The sequence below is a fragment of the Streptomyces sp. SCUT-3 genome (assembly GCF_014083985.1).
Classification (GTDB): domain Bacteria; phylum Actinomycetota; class Actinomycetes; order Streptomycetales; family Streptomycetaceae; genus Streptomyces_H; species Streptomyces_H thermolineatus.
The window spans coordinates 2,299,351-2,317,573 of record NZ_CP046907.1 but is presented as its reverse complement, the minus strand read 5'-3'; the positions used below and the strand labels follow the sequence as shown (position 1 = coordinate 2,317,573).

Genomic DNA, 18,223 nt, shown 5'->3' with positions numbered 1-18,223 from the left:
CGGGCCGCACGCGCCGGGCCCGGGCCCGCCGCCTCCCCTCAGTGTTCCGCCGCCCGGTCGTCCAGCTTCTGCCCGCGCAGCAGGAACCAGACCGCGGCGGAGGCGGCGAGCAGCACCGCCGCGCCGGCGCCGGCGGCGAGCGCCAGCCCGTCGACGAAGGAGTGGCGGGCGGCGTCCAGCAGCGCCGAGGCGGTGTCGGCGGGCAGGTGCGCGGCGACCTCCACGGCCCCGCCCAGCGACTCGTGCGCCGCGTCCGGCGTGCCGGCCGGGGCGGTGAAGCCCCGGTAGACGCCGGTCACGACGGAGCCGAGCAGCGCGATGCCCAGGGCGGCGCCGAGCTCGTACGCCGTCTCGGAGACCGCGGAGGCCGAGCCCGCCTGCTCCTTGGGGACGCTGGAGAGGATCACGTCGGCGGTCACCGTGAACGCGAACCCGGCGCCCAGGCCGACGACGAGCAGGACGGCGCCCAGCAGCGGATAACCGGTGGACCGGTCGACGGTGGTGAGCGCGGCGAGGGCCAGCCCGACGGCGGCGAGCCCGCCGGAGACGACGACACGGACGGAGAAGCGCCGCGCCGCGCGCCCGGCGGCCAGCCCGGCCACCACCGCGCCGACGGCGGCGGGCAGTTCGGTGACCCCGGCCTCGAGCGGCCCCCTGCCCTGCACCAGTTGCAGGTACTGCGAGAGGGAGAACATCAGCCCGGACAGGCCCAGGACGGCCAGCAGGTCGGCGAGGACCGCGCTGCTGAAGCCCCGGTTGCTGAACAGCCGCATGTCGAGGAGCGGCTTCGGCAGGGCCTGCTGGCGCCGGACGAAGCCGTACAGGGCCGCACCGCCCGAAAGGCCCGCCGCGAGGGCGCCCGCGGCGAAGCCGTGCGCCGCGGTCTCCTTGATCGCGTACACGACGCCGACCGTGCCGGCCAGCGACAGGGCGACGCTGGGCAGGTCCCACGGCCCGGGATCGGGGTTGCGGGACTCCGGCAGCAGCCTGGCGCCGACGAGCACCAGGACGGCCATCACGGGCAGGTTGATCAGGAAGACCGAACCCCACCAGAAGTGCTCCAGCAGGAAGCCGCCCAGAATCGGGCCGAGCGCCGCCCCGCCGGAGGCGGCGGCCCCCCAGATGCCGACGGCGAGGCTCCGTTCGCGGGGGTCGGGGAAGAGGTTGCGTATCAGGGCCAGCGTGGCGGGCATCAGGGTGGCCCCGGCGACGCCGAGCAGCGCGCGGGCCAGGATCATCAGTTCGGGGGTGGCCGCGTACGCGTTGAGCACGGACACCGCGCCGAAGGCCGTCGCCCCCAGGAGCAGGATGCGCTTGCGGCCGATGCGGTCGCCGAGGCTGCCCATGGAGACGAGCAGACCGGCGATCACGAACGAGTAGACGTCGCCGATCCACAGCAGCTGGGTGCCCGACGGCTTCAGGTCCTCGCTGATGAAGGGCGTCGCGAGACCGAGGACGGTCGCGTCGACGGCCACCAGCAGCACGGCCAGGACGAGGACGGCGAGTGCCGCCCAGCGTCCGCGCCGCCCCGCCGCTCCCGCGGTGCCGGTCGCTCCCGCGGTGCCGGCCGCTCCCGAGGTGCCGGCCGTCTTCGGGGTGCCGGTCATCACTCTCCCCTCCTGGCGGCGCCGCCGAGCAGCAGTTCCACGATCATGTGGACGAAGTCGTTGCGGGCCACGCGGCCCTCGTTCACCGCCCAGGCGCCGGACGCCAGCAGGCCGTAGAGCGCCTCGGTGAGCCAGGCCGGGCTGAGGTCGATGCGGAACTCGCCGCTCTCCTGGCCGCGCCGGAACAGGGCGACGAGCCGGGCGTCGATGCGGGCCCAGCCCTCGTTCTGCTCCTCGCCCTCGAAGAGCTGGTTCTCGGTGTAGAGGAAGGCCAGCAGACCGGCGGACGGCTCGATCGCGCCGACCAGCCGGCGCACCGCGTCGGAGGCCGGGCCCTCGTCGGTGCGCGCCGTCTCCAGGGCGGCCTCGCACTCGGCGATGCCGAGGGCCTCCAGGGCGTGGACGAGGGCGTCGCGCCCGGCGAAGTGGCGGTGCAGCGTCGCCCGGCTGATCCCCGCGGCGCGGGCCACCTCGTCCATGGTCGCGGTGGCTCTACGGGTCAGCAGGGTCGCGGCGGTGCGCAGCACGTGGTCACGGTCGACAGCCATGAGACGAGCATAATTCATGTGAGACATGCATGTCTCACATGAGGGTGCGGTGTTGCTCACCCTCGCCCTGTGGCCCCGGGCCCGGCGGGCAGGAGGATTCCGGGCCCGGCGGGCAGGGGCTGCGGGACGGCGGGCGGCGGGCCCGGTGGGGCCCCGCCGCCCGCCGTCCCGCAGGGGTCTCAGCGCACTCCCAGGACCTCCCGCAGGCGGTCCAGACCCCAGTCCAGGTCCTCCTCGGAGACCACCAGCGGAGGGGCGATCCGGATCGTCTGCCCGTGGGTGTCCTTGACCAGGACCCCGCGCTCCATCAGGGCCTCGGAGACGGCCCGGCCGGTGCCGAAGCGCTCGGCCACGTCCAGGCCCGCCCACAGGCCGCGCCCGCGCACCGCGGTCACCGGCCCGCCCTCGCCGGTCAGGGCGGCCAGCTCCGCGTGCAGGTGCTCGCCCAGCTCGGCGGCCCGCCGCTGGTACTCGCCGGTGCGCAGCATGGCGATGACCTCCAGGGCCACCGCGCAGGCCAGCGGGTTGCCGCCGAAGGTCGAGCCGTGCTCCCCGGGCCGGTGCACGCCCAGCACCTCGTCGGAGGAGACGACCGCGGAGACCGGGACCACTCCGCCGCCGAGGGCCTTGCCCAGCACGTACATGTCGGGGACGACGCCCTCGTGCTCGCAGGCGAAGGTACGGCCGGTGCGGCCCAGCCCGGACTGGATCTCGTCCGCGACGAACAGCACGCCGCGCTCGGCGGTGATCCGCCGCACCCCGGCCAGGTAACCGGGCGGGGGACCAGCACCCCGGCCTCGCCCTGGATCGGCTCGAGCAGCACCGCGACCGTGTCGTCGCCGACCGCGGCCTCCAGGGCGGCCAGGTCGCCGTAGGGGACGACGTCGAAGCCGGGGGTGTAGGGGCCGTAGTCCGCCCGGGCCTCGGGGTCGGTGGAGAAGCTGACCACGGTGGTGGTCCGGCCGTGGAAGTTGCCGGCCGCCACCACGATCCTGGCCCGGCCGTCCGGCACCCCCTTGACCCGGTAGCCCCACTTGCGGACGGTCTTGACGGCCGTCTCGACCGCCTCGGCGCCGGTGTTCATCGGCAGCACCCGGTCCATGCCGCACAGGTCGGCCAGCTCGGTGCAGAACGCGGCGAAGCGGTCGTGGTGGAAGGCGCGGGAGGTGAGGGTGACCCTGTCCAGCTGCGCCTTGGCGGCCTCGATCAGGCGGCGGTTGCCGTGGCCGAAGTTCAGGGCCGAGTACCCGGCGAGCAGGTCGAGGTAGCGGCGGCCCTCGACGTCGGTCATCCACGCGCCCTCGGCGGAGGCGATCACGACCGGCAGCGGGTGGTAGTTGTGCGCGCTGCGGGCGTCGGCCGCGGCGATCAGCCCGGCCGTGGTGTCCGCGGAGCCGGGAGTGCCCGCGGTGTCGGGGGTGCCGGCGGCGTCGGGGGTGCCCGCGGGGGAGGGGACGGAGGGGACCGGGGGAGTCGTCGCAGAGGTCACGTAAGTACTCCTGATCATAGGATTTACGTCTGAAGCTGCCGGAGGATTCCATCCTTACTGTGGCACGGGCGGAATGGCGGGAAAACCTTCAGGGACCCGCGGAACAACGGCGCCGGGCCGCCGCGCGCCGGCCGGCGCCGCCCCCGCGCCGGCCCGCTCCCCGGCGTGCCGGCACGCGCCGTCGCGCCCCGGACCGCGGCGCCCGACTCCCGGAGGGGGCGGGCGAACAGTCCTGTGAACCTGAGACAATGAGGGGCATGGCCTTCGATCGTCCCCGTGTGCTCTCCGGTATCCAGCCCACCGCAGGTTCGTTCCACCTCGGCAACTACCTCGGCGCGGTCCGCCAGTGGGTGGCCCTCCAGGAGACGCACGACGCGTTCTACATGCTCGCCGACCTGCACGCCATCACGGTGCCGCAGGACCCGGCCGAGCTGCGGGCCAACTCCCGCCTCGCCGCCGCCCAGCTGCTGGCCGCCGGACTGGACCCGGACCGCTGCACCCTCTTCGTGCAGAGCCACGTGCCCGAGCACGCCCAGCTCGGCTGGGTGATGAACTGCCTCACCGGCTTCGGCGAGGCGAGCCGGATGACCCAGTTCAAGGACAAGTCGGCCAGGCACGGCGCGGACCGCGCCACCGTCGGCCTCTTCACCTACCCGGTCCTCCAGGTCGCCGACATCCTGCTGTACCAGGCGGACGCCGTCCCCGTCGGCGAGGACCAGCGCCAGCACGTCGAACTGACCCGCGACCTCGCCGAGCGTTTCAACGCCCGGTACGCCCCGACCTTCACCGTCCCCGGCGCCCACATCGTCAAGGAGACGGCGAAGATCTACGACCTGCAGGACCCGACGGTCAAGATGAGCAAGTCGGCGGCCTCGCCCAAGGGCCTCGTCAACCTCCTCGACGAGCCGAAGGCGTCGGCGAAGAAGTTCAAGAGCGCGGTGACCGACACCGACACCGTGATCCGCTACGACCCGGAGGGCAAGCCGGGCGTCAGCAACCTGCTGACCGTCTACTCCACCCTCACCGGCACCGGGATCGCGGAGCTGGAGGCCCGGTACGAGGGCAAGGGCTACGGCGCCCTGAAGACCGACCTGGCCGAGGTCTTCGTCGAGTGGGTGACTCCCTTCCGGGACCGCACCCAGGAATACCTCGGCGACCCGGAGACGTTGGACTCCCTCTTGGCCAAGGGCGCCGAGAAGGCCCGCGCCGTCGCCGCGGAGACCCTGGCCACCGTCTACGACCGGGTGGGCTTCCTCCCCGCCAAGCACTAGGGCGGGACGCGCGGCGGGCCGCCGTCGGCCCGCCGCCGCGCCGCCGCGGAGCACCGCACGACCGGGCACCGCACGACCGGGTGCCGTCCGGCAGGGCACCGTCCGGCAGGGCACCGTCCGGCGGGGCACCGCACGACCGGGTGCCGCGCCACCGGTCACCGAACGCACAACGGGCCCGGCCCGCCGCACAGGAAAGGGGAACGCAGTGGGGACCTGCACGATCGGTGTGTCGATCGCGGTCCCGGAGCCCCACGGCAGCATGCTCCAGGAGCGGCGTGCGGACTTCGGCGACCCGCAGGCGTACGCCATCGCCACGCACGTGACCCTGCTGCCGCCCACCGAGGTCGACTCGGCGGACCTGCCGTCGTTCGAGGAGCACCTGGCGCGGGTCGCCGCGGCCGGCAGCCCGTTCCTGATGCGGCTGGAGGGCACCGACACCTTCCGTCCGCTCTCCCCGGTGGTCTACGTCCGCCTCGTCAGCGGGGCCGAGGAGTGCACCGAGCTCCAGGCCGAGGTGCGGTCCGGCCCGCTCCGCCGCGAGCTGCAGTTCCCCTACCACCCGCACGTCACCGTCGCGCACGGCATCCCCGAGGACCGCATGGACCTGGCCCAGAAGGAGCTGGCTGACTTCACCGCGTCCTGGACGGTGGGCGGGTTCGCCCTCTACGAGCAGGGCGCGGACGGTGTCTGGCGGCTGGAGCGCGAGTACCCGTTCGCCGCCGCGGTGCCCGCCCGCCCCGGCCCTCCCGGCAGCTCCGCCCCGGCGGGCGGCTGAAGCACCCCGGCGGGCGGACGGGACACCCGGCGGACGGACCCGGACGGCGCGCGGTGGCCGCCGCGCGCCCCGCGGGCGCGTGCCGCAGGCCGGGCGGGGTAGGGCCCGGCCATGGACTGGTTGACCAGGCTCCCGCTGCTCGGCCCCGCCGCGGCCCGGCTGATGCGCACCCGTCTCTGGCGGGCCTGGCTGCGCCTGGAGGAGGTGCACTGGGCGCGGCTCGCCGCGGCCGTCACCCTCGTCAGCTTCGTCTCCCTCTTCCCCCTGGTCACCATCGGTGCGGCCGTCGGTGCGGCCCTGCTCAGCGACGGCCAACTGCGCGAACTGCAGCGCCTGCTGGCCGACCAGGTGCCCGGGATCTCCGACCGGCTCGACATCGGCTCGCTCGTCGACAACGCCGGAACGGTGGGCCTGGTCGCCGGTGCGGCCCTGCTGTTCACCGGCGTGGGCTGGGTGGGGACGCTGCGCGAGTGCCTCCGGGCCGTCTGGGGGCTGGAGGAGGACCCGGGCAACCCGGTGGTCCGCAGACTGGCCGACGCGGGCGTGCTCGTCGGCCTCGGCGGCGTCGGCGCGCTCTCCGCCCTGGCCTCCGCCCTCGCCACCACCGCCGTCGGCCGGACCGCCGAGCGCGCGGGCCTCCCCGACGGGGGGCCCGGCGGCGTCCTGCTCACCACCGCCGGCTTCTGCACCGCCGTCGCCGTCGACTTCCTGCTGCTCGTCTACACCCTCACCCTGCTGCCCCGGGTCGCCCCCGGCCGCCGCTCGGTCGTCGGCGCGGCGCTCGTCGGCGCGGTCGGCTTCGAACTGCTGAAGCTGCTGATCGGCGGCTACATCGGCGGGGTCGCCGCGAAGAGCATGTACGGCGCCTTCGGCGTGCCGGTCGCCCTGCTGCTGTGGATCAACCTCATGGCGAGGCTCCTGCTGTACTGCGCGGCCTGGACCGCCACGGCGGAGGAAACCGCCGCGGCGGAGGGCGGGGAAACCGCCACGGCCGCGGCCACGGCTGAGGCCACGGCCGAGACCGGGACGGGCGCGGGCGGGGACCCGAAGGAGGTCAGCCCTCCTTCTTCCCCTTCGTCCGCTCCGGCTCCTCGGCCGTCTGCTCCTCGGCCGTCTGCTCCTCGCCCACCGGCTCCTCGGCCGCCGGCTCCAGCTTCCCGGCCGCCTGTCCCGGCTCCTCATCCGCCGGCTCCGGCTTCCCGGCCGTCTGCTCCGGCTCCTCGGCCTTCAGGCCCTTCAGGTACGTGAGCTCCTCCGGCTCCGCCCGGTCCGAGGGGGACGGTGACGGTGCCGGGCGGGGCGCCCGCTGCGGAACGGGGCCGCCCACCGGGGCGGGAAGGGGCCACCGGCGGCGCACCACGTACCCGACCGCTCCGATGACGACCAGCGAGCCGCCCGTGATGCCGACGGCCGTCCACACCCCGGTCTTCCCCGGGGGAACGGTCACGCCCGCCCCGGCGGCGTCCACCCCGGCGGGGGAGCCGCCGCCCGCGTTCTTGCCGTCGTCGCCCGCGCCGGGCCCGGTGCCCTGCGCGCTCTTCGGCGTGGCCAGGACGCCCACCGGGTCGACCTTGCCGTAGGCGTCGAAGCCCCAGTCCAGCAGTGCCGCGGCCTCGGTGTAGACCTGGTTGGCGCCGCCCTTCTCGGGGTGCATCACCGTGACGAGCAGGGTGCGCTCACCGCGCTGGGCGACGCCGGTGAAGGTGTTGCCGGCCTTGCTCGTGTAGCCGTTCTTCACGCCCGCCAGGCCCTGGTACGGCGCGCCCCCGTGGGCTCCGGTGAGCAGCCGGTTGGTGTTCTGGATCTCGAAGGTCTCCCGCTTGTCGGTGGGCTTGCCCTTCTTGTCCTTCTTCCACTCACCGGGGAACTGGGCGCGGACCGTGGAGCAGTACTCCCGGAAGTCGGCGTTCTGCAGGCCCTGGCGGGCGAAGAGCGACAGGTCGTACGCGGAGGAGACCTGTTCCTCCGCGTCGTAGCCGTCGGGGCTGACCACGTGGGTGTCGCCGGCCTGGAGGTCGTCGGCGCGCTCCTGCATCTCCCGCACGGTCTTGTCCACGCCGCCGTTCATCTCGGACAGCACGTGGACGGCGTCGTTGCCGGAGCGCAGGAAGACGCCCAGCCACAGGTCGTGGACCGTGTAGGTGAGGTCCTCCTTGACCCCCACCAGGCTGCTGCCCTCGCCGACGCCCTCCAGGTCCTCCCGGGTGACCTCGTACTCGGCGTCCTTGTCGAACTTCGGCAGCAGGGTGTCCGCGAACAGCATCTTGAGCGTGCTGGCGGGCGGGAGCGGCCAGTGCGCGTTGTGGGACGCCAGCACTTCACCGGACTCGGCGTCCGCGACGATCCACGAACGGGCCGTCAGCTCCTCGGCCACGGGCAGCTTCGGGGCCCCGGCCCGCGGCAGCACCTGGGTGCCGGGCCGGCCCAGCAGCTTGCCGCCCACGGTCGACATGGTGGCCGGCGGCCGGGGGGCCTTGTCCTTGTCGTCGTCATCGGCGTGAGCCGGAACGGCGGCGCCCAGCAGCAGGGCGCCGGCCGCGAGCGCGGATGCGGCGGCACGGGCGGCGAAGCGGGCAGGGCGCGCCGAGGGAAGCCGTTGCGGAGCGGGAGGGGTGATGGCCACTCAGAGAAATTACCCTGCCGATCGGATTAAACGGCATACCACCCCCGGTACGAGGGCCCGTGAGGAGTGCCACGGCCGCGGAGCGCAACCTTCCGCCCCCGGTGTCCGTCGGGGCCGCGGCCACGCACCATACTGGAACCATGAAGCTCAGCCGCCCGGTGTCCTGGTTCCTCGTCGCCTTCGGCGTGTGGAGCTGGATCATCTGGACCACCTTCGTCAAGAACCTCTGGAACGACGCGAGCGGGCTCGCCTTCGACGACGGCGAACCCACGGCGTACTTCTGGGTCCACCTGCTGCTGGCCGTCACGTCCTTCCTGCTGGGCACGGCCATCGGGATCATCGGCGTCCGCGGGCTGCGGGCGCTCCGGACCTCGGGAACCGACCAGTCGTGAACATCGTCATCGGCGCAGCCTTCCTCCTCGTCGCCCTGGGCCTGCTCGGCGGCTCCCACTACTACGTGTGGCGCCGCACCGTGCGGGACACCACGGCCCGGGGCGGATGGCCCCGGCGCGTCGGCACCGTGCTGTGCGTGGTGCTGCCGCTGGTGTCCTTCTCGGCCCTGTCCGCCCGGCGCGGCGTGCCGATCGAGCTGGAGCGCGCACTGTCCTGGCCCGGCTACATGTGGCTGCCGGTGCTGCTCTACCTCGTCCTGGGCCTGCTGGTCGGGGAGGTTGTCCGGCCCCTGCTGCTGCGGGTGCTGCGCCGCCGCGCGCAGCGGGCCGCCGGGAGCGGGAACGCGGAGGGCGCGGGAGCGGAGACCGCTCCCGCGGCCCGGGTGCCGGTCCCGGTGGGGGCGTCGGCGGACGACCCCGCCCCGGCCGGAACCGCGGCCCCGGAGGGCGCGCCTTCCCGGAACGGCACGCCCGCCCGGGACGGTGCCGCCCCGGACGGCGCCGCACTCCCGGACGGCGGGGCGGGAGCCGCGCCGCAGGCCGCGCCGCAGACCGCGCCGCAGACCGCCGAGGTGTCCCGGCGGCTGTTCGTCTCCCGCACGGTCGCGGTGGCCGCCGGGGCCGTCGCGGTGGCCACCGTCGGCCACGGCACCCGGACGGTCTTCCGCGGGCCCACGGTCAAGCGGATCACCGTGCCCCTGGCCAAGCTCGCCCCGCGCGACGCGGGCTTCCGGATAGCCGTCGTCAGCGACATCCACATCAGCCCGCTGCTCGGCCGGGCCCACACGCAGCGGATCGTCGACGCGGTCAACGGGACGCAGCCCGACCTGGTGGCGATCGTCGGCGACCTCGTCGACGGCAGCGTCCAGAACCTCGGCCGGGACGCCGAGCCGCTCGCGCAGCTGCGCGCCAGGCACGGCTCGTACTTCGTCACCGGAAACCACGAGTACTTCGGCGACGCGGGAGAGTGGGTGGACTTCGTCCGGGAGCTGGGCGTCCACCCGCTGGAGAACGCCCGGGTGGAGATGCCCGGCTTCGACCTCGCCGGCGTCAACGACGTCAGTGCCGAGGGCACCGCGGACGCCCCCGACTACGGGGCCGCCCTCGGCGACCGGGACACCTCCCGCGCCTCGGTCCTGCTGGCCCACCAGCCGGTGATGATCCACGAGGCCGTCAAGCACGGCGTGGACCTGCAGCTGTCCGGCCACACCCACGGCGGCCAGCTGTGGCCCGGGAACCTGATCGCGGGCCTGGCCAACCCCACCGTGGCCGGCCTGGAGCGCTACGGCGACACCCAGCTGTACGTCTCCCGCGGCGCGGGCGCCTGGGGCCCGCCGGTCCGCGTCGGAGCCCCCTCCGACATCACCGTCGTCGAACTGGCCTCCCTGCGCGCCTGACCAGCGCTTCCCCGATTCCGACGGCCCCGGCGCGACTGCGCACCGGGGCCGTCGGCATCTGCCGTGCGGCCGTCACTGCGCGGTGATCGCGGCCGTCACGGCGAAGCCCTTGGCGGGACCGTCCGGCACGACCACGTCGGTGCCGTAGGGGGCGTGCGTCTCGGCCGCGTAGACGCCCTTGGCGGGGTCGGGGGAGCTGAGCACGGTCACCGTGCCGTCCCCGGCGAAGTCGTCGACGATCAGGTACACCGGGACGCCTGCGGTGGCGTACCAGCGCCGCTTGCGCACCTGGTCCCGGGCGCGGGCGTCCCGTCCCGGGGAGACGATCTCGGCCACCAGCGGCACCCGCGTCGCGTCGACGCCGAGGTCCTCCTCGTCCGGGATCTCGTCCAGGTCCTCCGGCCCGACGAACAGGTCCGGGATGCAGACCTTCCGTCCGTGGACGAGGTTCCCGTCCTGGTAGACGCTGTACCCGCTTCCCGACAGGTGGGCGTCGAGGGCCCGGCGGAGCCGGGTGGTGAGCACCGTGTGACGGCGGCGTCCGGTGGGCGACACTTCGATGGACCCTTCGATGATCTCGGCCCGGTAGCCCTCCGGAAGATCAAGGGCCTTCCACGCCTGCCACAGGACCTCGTCGAGACCCGGGTCCTCCTGCTGCGGTTCGCCGCAGGGAGCCTCGTGCGCGAGAGCGGTCATGGAAGCACACCTCCTCCTCTCAGTGTGGCCACGCGCTGCGGCCCGGCACAAGCGACACCGGCGACGGTAGCGGCCAGGCGGAGGCCGTCCGGGCGGAGAAACGATCCACTGATCAACACACCGTCCGAACGAGTGAACAAGTGAAGGGCGGCCCGGGCCTGGCCCCGCGCCTCCCCTCGGGCGGTGGGCCAACTCCCCGCCGGACGGCGGCATTTCTGGTCTGGACCTATTGACAGGGCCATTGGTCTGGACCACCTTGTCCTCCGACGGTGGCCATCGTCGCTCCCTCCTCCCCGACTCCCCACCGGAGGCCCCAGTGGACCGCGCACCACGCATGTCCGGCCGCAGACGCGTCTGGGCCGGAGCCCTCGTCTCCGCCCTCGCCCTCGCCCTGCCCCTCGTCGGCGCGGGCCAGGCGTCCGCGGCGGACGTCAACAACGTCAAGAACGCAGGCTTCGAGGCGGGCCTGAGCAACTGGACCTGCTCGGCGGGCAGCGGCAGCACCGTCTCCTCCCCGGTGCACGGCGGCGCGGCCGCCCTCAAGGCCACCCCGTCCGGGCAGGACGACGCCCGCTGCACCCAGACGGTCGCGGTGCGGCCCAATGCGACCTACAGGCTGAGCGGCTGGGTGCAGGGCGGGTACGCCTACCTGGGCGTGACCGGCACCGGTACGACGGACGTGTCCACCTGGACCCCGGACTCCGGAAGCTGGAAGCAGCTGTCGACGAGCTTCACCACCGGCTCCTCCACCACCTCGGTGACGGTCTACACCCACGGCTGGTACGGCCAGGCGGCGTACCACGTGGACGACCTGTCGGTGTTCGGCCCCGACGGGGGCGGCGGCGGTGACCCGGAGCCCACGGTCCCGGGCGCCCCGGGCGGGCTCGGCGTCTCCGGCACGACGTCCTCGTCGGTGTCACTGGCGTGGAACCCGGTGTCGGGGGCGACGGGCTACACCGTCTACCGCGACGGCACGAAGGTGACGGCCGTGACCGGCACCTCGGCGACCGTGACCGGGCTCGCGGCGTCGACGTCGTACTCCTTCCAGGTCGCGGCGACCAACGCGGCGGGCGAGTCGCCCAGGTCGACGGCCGTGTCGGCGCGGACGAACGACAGCGGCGGCGGGGGCGGCGACCTGCCCGAGCACGCGGTCACCGGCTACTGGCAGAACTTCAACAACGGCGCGACCGTCCAGAAGATCTCGGACGTCCCCTCCCACTACGACATCATCGCGGTCGCCTTCGCCGACGCCACCGCCACTCCCGGCGCCGTCACCTTCAACCTGGACTCCGCGGGCCTGAACGGCTACACCGTGGACCAGTTCAAGTCGGACGTCCGGGCCAAGCAGGCGGCCGGGAAGAAGGTCATCATCTCGGTCGGCGGCGAGAAGGGCACCGTCTCGGTGAACGACTCCGCCTCCGCGACGAACTTCGCCGACTCGGTGTACGCGCTGATGCGGGAGTACGGCTTCGACGGCGTCGACATCGACCTGGAGAACGGCCTCAACGCCACGTACATGACGCAGGCGCTGCGCTCGCTGTCGGCGAAGGCGGGCCCGTCGATGATCCTGACGATGGCCCCGCAGACCATCGACATGCAGTCGACGTCCAACTCCTACTTCCGCACCGCGCTGAACGTGAAGGACATCCTCACGGTCGTCAACATGCAGTACTACAACAGCGGCTCCATGCTGGGCTGCGACGGCAAGGTCTACAGCCAGGGCTCGGTGGACTTCCTCACCGCGCTCGCCTGCATCCAGCTCGAGGGCGGGCTCGACCCGTCCCAGGTGGGCCTGGGCCTGCCGGCCTCGACCCGGGGCGCGGGCAGCGGCTACGTCTCCCCGTCCGTGGTGAACAACGCCCTGGACTGCCTGACCCGGGGCACCGGCTGCGGCACCTTCAAGCCGTCCCGGACCTACCCGTCCCTGCGGGGCGCGATGACCTGGTCCACCAACTGGGACGCCGCGGCGGGCAACGCCTGGTCGAACGCGGTCGGCCCGCACGTGCACGCCCTGCCGTAACCGCACCCGCCCCGTACGACGACGTCGGCCTCCGAGACCGCAACCGGGTCTCGAAGGCCGACGTCGTGCGCGGCCCCGAATCACTCCGCAGCATCCGGGGAGGGGGCCTCTCCCCGGGCGCCGGGAGGCGTCAGAAGCGGCGCGTGAGCAGCGCGCGCTTCACCTCCTGGATCGCCTTGGTGACCTCGATGCCGCGCGGGCAGGCGTCGGTGCAGTTGAAGGTGGTGCGGCAGCGCCACACGCCTTCCCTGTCGTTGAGGATCTCCAGCCGCTGCTCCCCGGCCTCGTCGCGCGAGTCGAAGATGAAACGGTGCGCGTTGACGATCGCCGCCGGGCCGAAGTACTGCCCGTCGTTCCAGAACACCGGGCACGACGTGGTGCACGCCGCGCACAGGATGCACTTGGTGGTGTCGTCGAAGCGCTCGCGGTCCTCGGCGGACTGCTTGCGCTCGCGGGTCGGCTCGTTCCCCTTGGTGATGAGGAACGGCATGACGTCGCGGTACGCCTGGAAGAACGGCTCCATGTCGACCACGAGGTCCTTGAGCACGGTCAGGCCCTTGATGGGCTCCACCGTGATCGGCTTCTCGGGGTTGATGTCCTTCAGGAGCGTCTTGCAGGCGAGGCGGTTGCGGCCGTTGATGCGCATGGCGTCGGAGCCGCAGATGCCGTGGGCGCAGGAACGGCGGAACGTGAGCGTCCCGTCGATCTCCCACTTGATCTTGTGGAGGGCGTCCAGGACGCGCTCCTTCGGGTCCATCCGCAGCTCGTAGTCCACCCAGGTGACCTCGTCCGAGACCTCCGGGTTGAACCGGCGGACCCGCATGGTGAGGGTGATCAGGTGGTCGTCGCTGCTCTGCGCCGCCTCCGGCGCTCCGGAGCTCTTCTCGAGCGTGGGGGTGCTCATCAGTACTTACGCTCCATCGGCTGGTAGCGGGTCTGGACGACCGGCTTGTAGTCCAGGCGGATGTTGACGGTGCCGTCGGCTGCGACCTCGCGGTAGGCCATGGTGTGGCGCATGAAGTTGACGTCGTCGCGGGTCGGGTAGTCCTCGCGGTAGTGGCCGCCGCGGGACTCCTTGCGGGCCAGGGCGGACACCGCGAGGACCTCGGCCAGGTCGAGCAGGTTGCCCAGCTCGACGGCCTCCAGCAGGTCGGTGTTGAAGCGCTTGCCCTTGTCCTGCACCGACACGTTCTTGTAGCGCTCCTTCAGCTCGGCGATGTCGGACACCGCCTGCTTCAGGGTCGCCTCGGTGCGGAAGACCATGGCGTTGGCGTCCATCGTCTCCTGCAGGGCCTTGCGGATCTCGGTGACCCGCTCGGTGCCGGTGCTGTTGCGCAGGCTCTCGACCATCTCCTCGACGACCGAGGCCGGGTCCTCCGGCAGCTCGACGTAGTCGTTGGCCGACGCGTACTCGGCGGCGGCGATGCCGGAGCGCCGGCCGAAGACGTTGATGTCCAGCAGCGAGTTGGTGCCCAGCCGGTTGGCGCCGTGCACGGACACGCAGGCGACCTCGCCGGCCGCGTACAGGCCGGGGACGACCGTGGTGTTGTCGAGGAGGACCTCGCCCATCACGTTGGTCGGGATGCCGCCCATGGCGTAGTGCGCGGTCGGCTGGATCGGGATCGGGTCCGTGTAGGGCTCGATGCCGAGGTAGGTCCGCGCGAACTCGGTGATGTCCGGGAGCTTGGCGTCCAGCTGCTCCGGCGGCAGGTGGGTGAGGTCCAGGAAGACGTGGTCGCCCTCGGGACCGCAGCCGCGGCCCTCGCGGATCTCGGTGTAGATCGCGCGGGAGACGACGTCGCGGGAGGCCAGGTCCTTCATGACGGGCGCGTACTTCTCCATGAAGCGCTCGCCGTCCTTGTTGCGGAGGATGCCGCCCTCGCCGCGCGCACCCTCGGTGAGGAGGATGCCCATGCGCCAGATGCCCGTCGGGTGGAACTGGAAGAACTCCATGTCCTCCAGCGGCAGCCCGCGCCGGTACGCGACGGCCTGGCCGTCACCGGTGAGGGTGTGCGCGTTGGAGGTCACCTTGAAGAACTTGCCGGTGCCGCCGGAGGCGAAGATGACGGCCTTCGCCTGGAAGACGTGGATCTCGCCGGTGGCCAGCTCGTAGGCCACCACGCCGGCGGTCTTCTTGACCCCGTCGACCTCGTTGAGGAGCAGGTCCAGGACGTAGAACTCGTTGAAGAACTCCACGCCCTCCTTGACGCAGTTCTGGTACAGCGTCTGGAGGATCATGTGACCGGTGCGGTCGGCGGCGTAGCAGGCGCGGCGCACGGCGGCCTCGCCGTGGCTGCGGGTGTGGCCGCCGAACCGGCGCTGGTCGATGTTGCCCTCGGGCGTCCGGTTGAACGGAAGGCCCATCTTCTCGAGGTCGAGGACCGCGTCGATGGCCTCCTTCGCCAGGATCTCGGCGGCGTCCTGGTCGACCAGGTAGTCACCGCCCTTGACCGTGTCGAAGGTGTGCCACTCCCAGTTGTCCTCCTCCACGTTCGCCAGCGCGGCGGCCATGCCGCCCTGCGCGGCGCCGGTGTGGGAGCGGGTCGGGTAGAGCTTGGTCAGGACGGCGGTCCGGCTGCGCTTGGTGGCCTCGATGGCCGCGCGCATGCCGGCGCCGCCGGCGCCGACGATGACGGTGTCGTACTTGTGGATCTGCATAGTCGCGTTTCCTGTGCCCCGGGCTCTACTGGATGTTCGGGTCGAAGGTGAAGATCACCAGCGTGCCGAGGAGGACGGTGAACACCGTGGCGGCGTACAGCACCATCTTCAGCCAGAACCGGGTGTTGTCCCGCTCGGCGTAGTCGTTGATGACGGTGCGCAGGCCGTTGGCGCCGTGCAGCATCGCCAGCCACAGCATCAGCAGGTCCCAGACCTGCCAGAACGGCGAGGCCCAGCGGCCGGCCACGAAGGCGAAGCCGATCTTGGACACGCCGCCGTCCAGCACCAGCTGGATCAGCAGGTGGCCCAGCACCAGCACCACGAGGAGGATGCCGGACAGGCGCATGAACACCCAGGCCTGCATCTCGAAGTTGGTGCGGCCGCCGCGCGGGGTGCGCTTGGTGCGGGCCCGCGCCGCTTCGATGAACGGGGCGGGGTTCTCCACGCTGTACTGCGAGCTCGAGGAGGTCAGGTCGACGGAATTGCTCTCGGCGGACATTCTCAGCTCCCGAACAGAGTGCGCAGCGTGTGCTCGAGGATCGGGTAGAACGACCCGGCCATGAGCACGACCCAGACGGCCATCACGGTCCACAGCATCTGGCGCTGGTACTTGGCGCCCTTGTCCCAGAAGTCCACGGCGACGACGCGCAGACCGTTCAGGGCGTGGAACAGGATGGCAGCGACCAGCCCGTACTCGAGCAGATTGACAACGGGGTTCTTGTACGTTGCGACAACGTCGTCGTAGGCCTCGGGCGAGACGCGGACGAGCGCGGTGTCGAGGACGTGCACGAACAGGAAGAAGAAGATGAGGACGCCGGTGACTCGGTGAGCCACCCAGGACCACATGCCTTCCCGGCCGCGGTACAGCGTTCCAGCCGGCACGGAAAACACCCTCCGGATGCGGGACTAGGGCCTGCCGGCTATGTCGGTGTCGGACGGGCCCGGCCGGGTACGGTCCACCGGCCCCCGCCATCGTAGCGACGCGCCGTCGGGGTGCGACATCGGGGGTTGTGCAGATGTGATCAAAGAGGCACCGGTGGCCCTACGTGAAAACGGACGAACTCCATGATACCGGGCTTGCGGAGGTGTGTTTCCGCGATGTACCGGCCGGGCGTGGCGGGCCTTGGACCACGCGGAGGACAGGGCCGGGCGGCCTCGTCCGCAGGGGCCGACCGGTCCGGTCCGCGGAGTCGGTCGGCCCCGCTCCGTGACGCCGGCCGGCCCGGCCCCCGGTGCGAGCCGCGGCCGCGGGTGCGGCCACGGGTGCGGCCGCGGCCGGGGCTCACGGGCGCGTCACCAGCTCCTCCAGGCGGGCGCGGGCACTGCGCCGCAGCTCCTCCGCGGTGACGGCGCGCTCCTCCTCCGGCGGGTTGCCCAGCCGGGCGTGCAGGGACACCAGGACCCGGTCGAGCACCTCGTCCGGCGGGCAGTCGGCGGTGCACACCACGAAGGCGTGCCCGAACCGGCTCTCGTAGGCGGCGTGGGCGGCGCGCAGCGCGGTGTGCGCCGCGAGGGTCCCCGGGCCGCGGGCGCCGGCGGGCGGCGCCTGGAGGGTCCCCTCCCGGGCCAGAGCCTCGGTCAGGTCCTCGGGGGTCAGGTCGTAGCTGGCCTCGTCGGAGGCGGCGAGCAGGGCGGCCAGGTCCGGGTACGGCCGGTGGCCGGCCAGCAGCCCGGCCCAGCGGCGGCTGCCGCAGCAGCGCAGCAGGGCCGCCACGGCCTCCTCGGCCGGAACGGCGTTCAGCCGCTCCAAACCGGCCGGCCGTACGGTCTGCCGTACGGGGGCGTCCGCGGGCTCCGGGGTGCGGGGGGAGGCGGCGTGCGGCGCACGGCTCCGCGAAGGGAGAGCCGGGCTGTCACTGGCCGGCATCTGGCTCCTCGGGAGGTGGGGCGGTCTCGGGGACCGCAACCGTAATGGCTCGGGACCGAACCGTCCGACCGGTGCGCGAACAATCACCCGCAGGAGGGAAAAAGCGCGGGACCGGCCGGTGCGCTCACCGAGGAAGACGCCCGTACCCGCCCGGGGGTTGCCCTCCCGGCCTCCCTTTTCCCCCGAATGCGCCGGGAACGCGCCCCCGTACCCGCCGGGAACGCGCCCCGCGCCCCGTCACCCGCCGGGAACGCGCCCCGCGCCCCGTCACGCCCCGCCGACGCGGAACCCGGCGGCCTCCGCCCGCGCCCGGGCCTCGGCGCCGATGCCCTCGGCGCGGGCGGGGAGGTCCGAGTTGTAGGTCTCGGGCTGGGTGAGGAGGGTGAGGCGCTTGGGGCCGGGGAGTGCGAGGACGCCGGCGAAGCGCGGGTCCCCGGCGAACCACACCTCGCCGACGGCGCCCTTCTTCGCCGACTTCTCCCACAGCCCCCAGGGGCTCGCGAGGGTGCCGCGCTTGTCGATCGCCACCATGGCGCCGGGGGTTTCCGGGTCGGGCAGGGACAACCGCAGGAGGGGCACCCCGAGCTTCTCCACGGCGTCGGGGAAGGGCTGCCAGGGATAGACCCGCAGGGTGCGGCGGATGCGGAGGGAGAAACCGATGTGCGCGATCGAGACGAGCCACTGGTAACCAGCCACGCAAAGGAGCGGAACGAAGATCGCCACGGTCCACACCGGCGTCATCACGGTGGCGAACAGGAAGCCGGGGAAGGCTGCCAGCCACAGCACCAGCCGCAGGATGCGGCGGGCCATGTGTCCCCGCCAGGCCCGCCGTGTCGCCGGGTCTTCGTAGGCCGTCTTGTGGGTGGTTGTCTGCATTGCT

15 protein-coding genes and 2 pseudogenes are annotated in these 18,223 nt (G+C 72.8%); 6 read left to right on the top strand and 11 right to left on the bottom strand.

What is annotated here, in order from left to right; all coding sequences use genetic code 11:
• Positions 1–38 precede the first annotated feature (38 nt).
• From GQS52_RS10130 to rocD, 3 genes and pseudogenes are all read right to left on the bottom strand, one after another.
• Positions 39–1,607, bottom strand: coding sequence for an MFS transporter (locus tag GQS52_RS10130; RefSeq protein ID WP_182313075.1), 1,569 nt, complete (start codon positions 1,605–1,607; stop codon positions 39–41).
• Positions 1,607–2,155: a TetR/AcrR family transcriptional regulator gene (locus GQS52_RS10125; RefSeq protein WP_220472751.1), complete on the bottom strand. Its 549-nt coding sequence runs from the start codon at positions 2,153–2,155 to the stop codon at positions 1,607–1,609. The genes GQS52_RS10130 and GQS52_RS10125 overlap by 1 nt, the downstream gene beginning before the upstream one ends.
• Positions 2,156–2,334: 179 nt before the next feature.
• Positions 2,335–3,527 (bottom strand): annotated as a pseudogene (rocD, locus tag GQS52_RS10120) (ornithine--oxo-acid transaminase).
• Positions 3,528–3,901: 374 nt separating this feature from the next.
• Between rocD and trpS the strand changes: the two are divergent.
• From trpS to GQS52_RS10105, 3 genes and pseudogenes are all read left to right on the top strand, one after another.
• Entirely contained in the window at positions 3,902–4,915 is a 1,014-nt protein-coding gene (gene trpS, locus GQS52_RS10115; RefSeq protein WP_182313073.1) for a tryptophan--tRNA ligase, read from the top strand.
• A gap of 205 nt (positions 4,916–5,120) precedes the next feature.
• Complete coding sequence (locus GQS52_RS10110; RefSeq protein ID WP_182313072.1) at positions 5,121–5,690, top strand: 2'-5' RNA ligase family protein; 570 nt, start codon at positions 5,121–5,123, stop codon at positions 5,688–5,690.
• A 111-nt stretch (positions 5,691–5,801) separates the two neighbouring features.
• Positions 5,802–6,635 (top strand): annotated as a pseudogene (locus GQS52_RS10105) (YihY/virulence factor BrkB family protein); the annotation flags it as partial.
• A gap of 109 nt (positions 6,636–6,744) precedes the next feature.
• On the opposite strand, the gene GQS52_RS10100 reads toward GQS52_RS10105, so the two are convergent.
• On the bottom strand, positions 6,745–8,214 hold the full coding sequence (locus GQS52_RS10100) for a D-alanyl-D-alanine carboxypeptidase (protein ID WP_259371088.1): 1,470 nt from the start codon (positions 8,212–8,214) through the stop codon (positions 6,745–6,747).
• Positions 8,215–8,453: 239 nt separating this feature from the next.
• On the opposite strand from GQS52_RS10100, the gene GQS52_RS10095 reads away from it, so the two are divergent.
• Both GQS52_RS10095 and GQS52_RS10090 read left to right on the top strand, forming a co-directional pair.
• On the top strand, positions 8,454–8,705 hold the full coding sequence (locus GQS52_RS10095; RefSeq protein ID WP_182316765.1) for a hypothetical protein: 252 nt from the start codon (positions 8,454–8,456) through the stop codon (positions 8,703–8,705).
• Complete coding sequence (locus GQS52_RS10090) at positions 8,702–10,102, top strand: metallophosphoesterase (protein ID WP_259370687.1); 1,401 nt, start codon at positions 8,702–8,704, stop codon at positions 10,100–10,102. Before GQS52_RS10095 ends, GQS52_RS10090 begins: the two co-directional genes overlap by 4 nt.
• Before the next feature lie 72 nt (positions 10,103–10,174).
• Here the strand turns inward: GQS52_RS10090 and GQS52_RS10085 are convergent, their stop codons facing one another.
• Positions 10,175–10,798 (bottom strand): Uma2 family endonuclease, encoded by a 624-nt coding sequence (locus tag GQS52_RS10085; protein WP_182313071.1) that lies wholly within the window; start codon positions 10,796–10,798, stop codon positions 10,175–10,177.
• A 334-nt stretch (positions 10,799–11,132) separates the two neighbouring features.
• Between GQS52_RS10085 and GQS52_RS10080 the strand changes: the two genes are divergently transcribed.
• The gene (locus GQS52_RS10080) at positions 11,133–12,818 is read left to right on the top strand and encodes a glycoside hydrolase family 18 protein (RefSeq protein WP_182316348.1); all 1,686 of its coding nucleotides are present in this window, start codon (positions 11,133–11,135) and stop codon (positions 12,816–12,818) included.
• 130 nt (positions 12,819–12,948) lie between these two features.
• Here GQS52_RS10080 and GQS52_RS10075 read toward each other — a convergent pair whose 3' ends face one another.
• The 6 genes from GQS52_RS10075 to GQS52_RS10050 all read right to left on the bottom strand — a co-directional run bounded on the left by GQS52_RS10075 (position 12,949) and on the right by GQS52_RS10050 (position 18,219).
• Positions 12,949–13,722 carry a succinate dehydrogenase iron-sulfur subunit gene (locus GQS52_RS10075; protein ID WP_182313070.1) on the bottom strand — a complete coding sequence of 258 codons (774 nt, stop codon included), beginning with the start codon at positions 13,720–13,722 and terminating at the stop codon, positions 12,949–12,951.
• Entirely contained in the window at positions 13,722–15,476 is a 1,755-nt protein-coding gene (gene sdhA, locus GQS52_RS10070; RefSeq protein ID WP_182313069.1) for a succinate dehydrogenase flavoprotein subunit, read from the bottom strand. Before sdhA ends, GQS52_RS10075 begins: the two co-directional genes overlap by 1 nt.
• A gap of 25 nt (positions 15,477–15,501) precedes the next feature.
• Complete coding sequence (locus GQS52_RS10065; RefSeq protein ID WP_182313068.1) at positions 15,502–15,975, bottom strand: succinate dehydrogenase hydrophobic membrane anchor subunit; 474 nt, start codon at positions 15,973–15,975, stop codon at positions 15,502–15,504.
• Positions 15,976–15,977: 2 nt separating this feature from the next.
• Complete coding sequence (sdhC, locus tag GQS52_RS10060; RefSeq protein WP_182313067.1) at positions 15,978–16,358, bottom strand: succinate dehydrogenase, cytochrome b556 subunit; 381 nt, start codon at positions 16,356–16,358, stop codon at positions 15,978–15,980.
• Between the two features lie 400 nt (positions 16,359–16,758).
• The gene (locus GQS52_RS10055) at positions 16,759–17,343 is read right to left on the bottom strand and encodes a 2-oxo-4-hydroxy-4-carboxy-5-ureidoimidazoline decarboxylase (protein ID WP_182313066.1); all 585 of its coding nucleotides are present in this window, start codon (positions 17,341–17,343) and stop codon (positions 16,759–16,761) included.
• Positions 17,344–17,610: 267 nt separating this feature from the next.
• Complete coding sequence (locus GQS52_RS10050; RefSeq protein WP_182313065.1) at positions 17,611–18,219, bottom strand: hypothetical protein; 609 nt, start codon at positions 18,217–18,219, stop codon at positions 17,611–17,613.
• Positions 18,220–18,223 lie beyond the last annotated feature (4 nt).

What these genes read in the sequence shown, in the direction of transcription:
- GQS52_RS10130 (WP_182313075.1), bottom strand. Translation starts at nt 1,607, where the DNA reads ATGACCGGCACCCCGAAGACGGCCGGCACCTCGGGAGCGGCCGGCACC.
- GQS52_RS10125 (WP_220472751.1), bottom strand. Translation starts at nt 2,155, where the DNA reads ATGGCTGTCGACCGTGACCACGTGCTGCGCACCGCCGCGACCCTGCTG.
- trpS (WP_182313073.1), top strand. Translation starts at nt 3,902, where the DNA reads ATGGCCTTCGATCGTCCCCGTGTGCTCTCCGGTATCCAGCCCACCGCA.
- GQS52_RS10095 (WP_182316765.1), top strand. Translation starts at nt 8,454, where the DNA reads ATGAAGCTCAGCCGCCCGGTGTCCTGGTTCCTCGTCGCCTTCGGCGTG.
- GQS52_RS10085 (WP_182313071.1), bottom strand. Translation starts at nt 10,798, where the DNA reads ATGACCGCTCTCGCGCACGAGGCTCCCTGCGGCGAACCGCAGCAGGAG.
- GQS52_RS10080 (WP_182316348.1), top strand. Translation starts at nt 11,133, where the DNA reads ATGTCCGGCCGCAGACGCGTCTGGGCCGGAGCCCTCGTCTCCGCCCTC.
- GQS52_RS10075 (WP_182313070.1), bottom strand. Translation starts at nt 13,722, where the DNA reads ATGAGCACCCCCACGCTCGAGAAGAGCTCCGGAGCGCCGGAGGCGGCG.
- sdhA (WP_182313069.1), bottom strand. Translation starts at nt 15,476, where the DNA reads ATGCAGATCCACAAGTACGACACCGTCATCGTCGGCGCCGGCGGCGCC.
- GQS52_RS10065 (WP_182313068.1), bottom strand. Translation starts at nt 15,975, where the DNA reads ATGTCCGCCGAGAGCAATTCCGTCGACCTGACCTCCTCGAGCTCGCAG.
- GQS52_RS10055 (WP_182313066.1), bottom strand. Translation starts at nt 17,343, where the DNA reads ATGCCGGCCAGTGACAGCCCGGCTCTCCCTTCGCGGAGCCGTGCGCCG.
- GQS52_RS10050 (WP_182313065.1), bottom strand. Translation starts at nt 18,219, where the DNA reads ATGCAGACAACCACCCACAAGACGGCCTACGAAGACCCGGCGACACGG.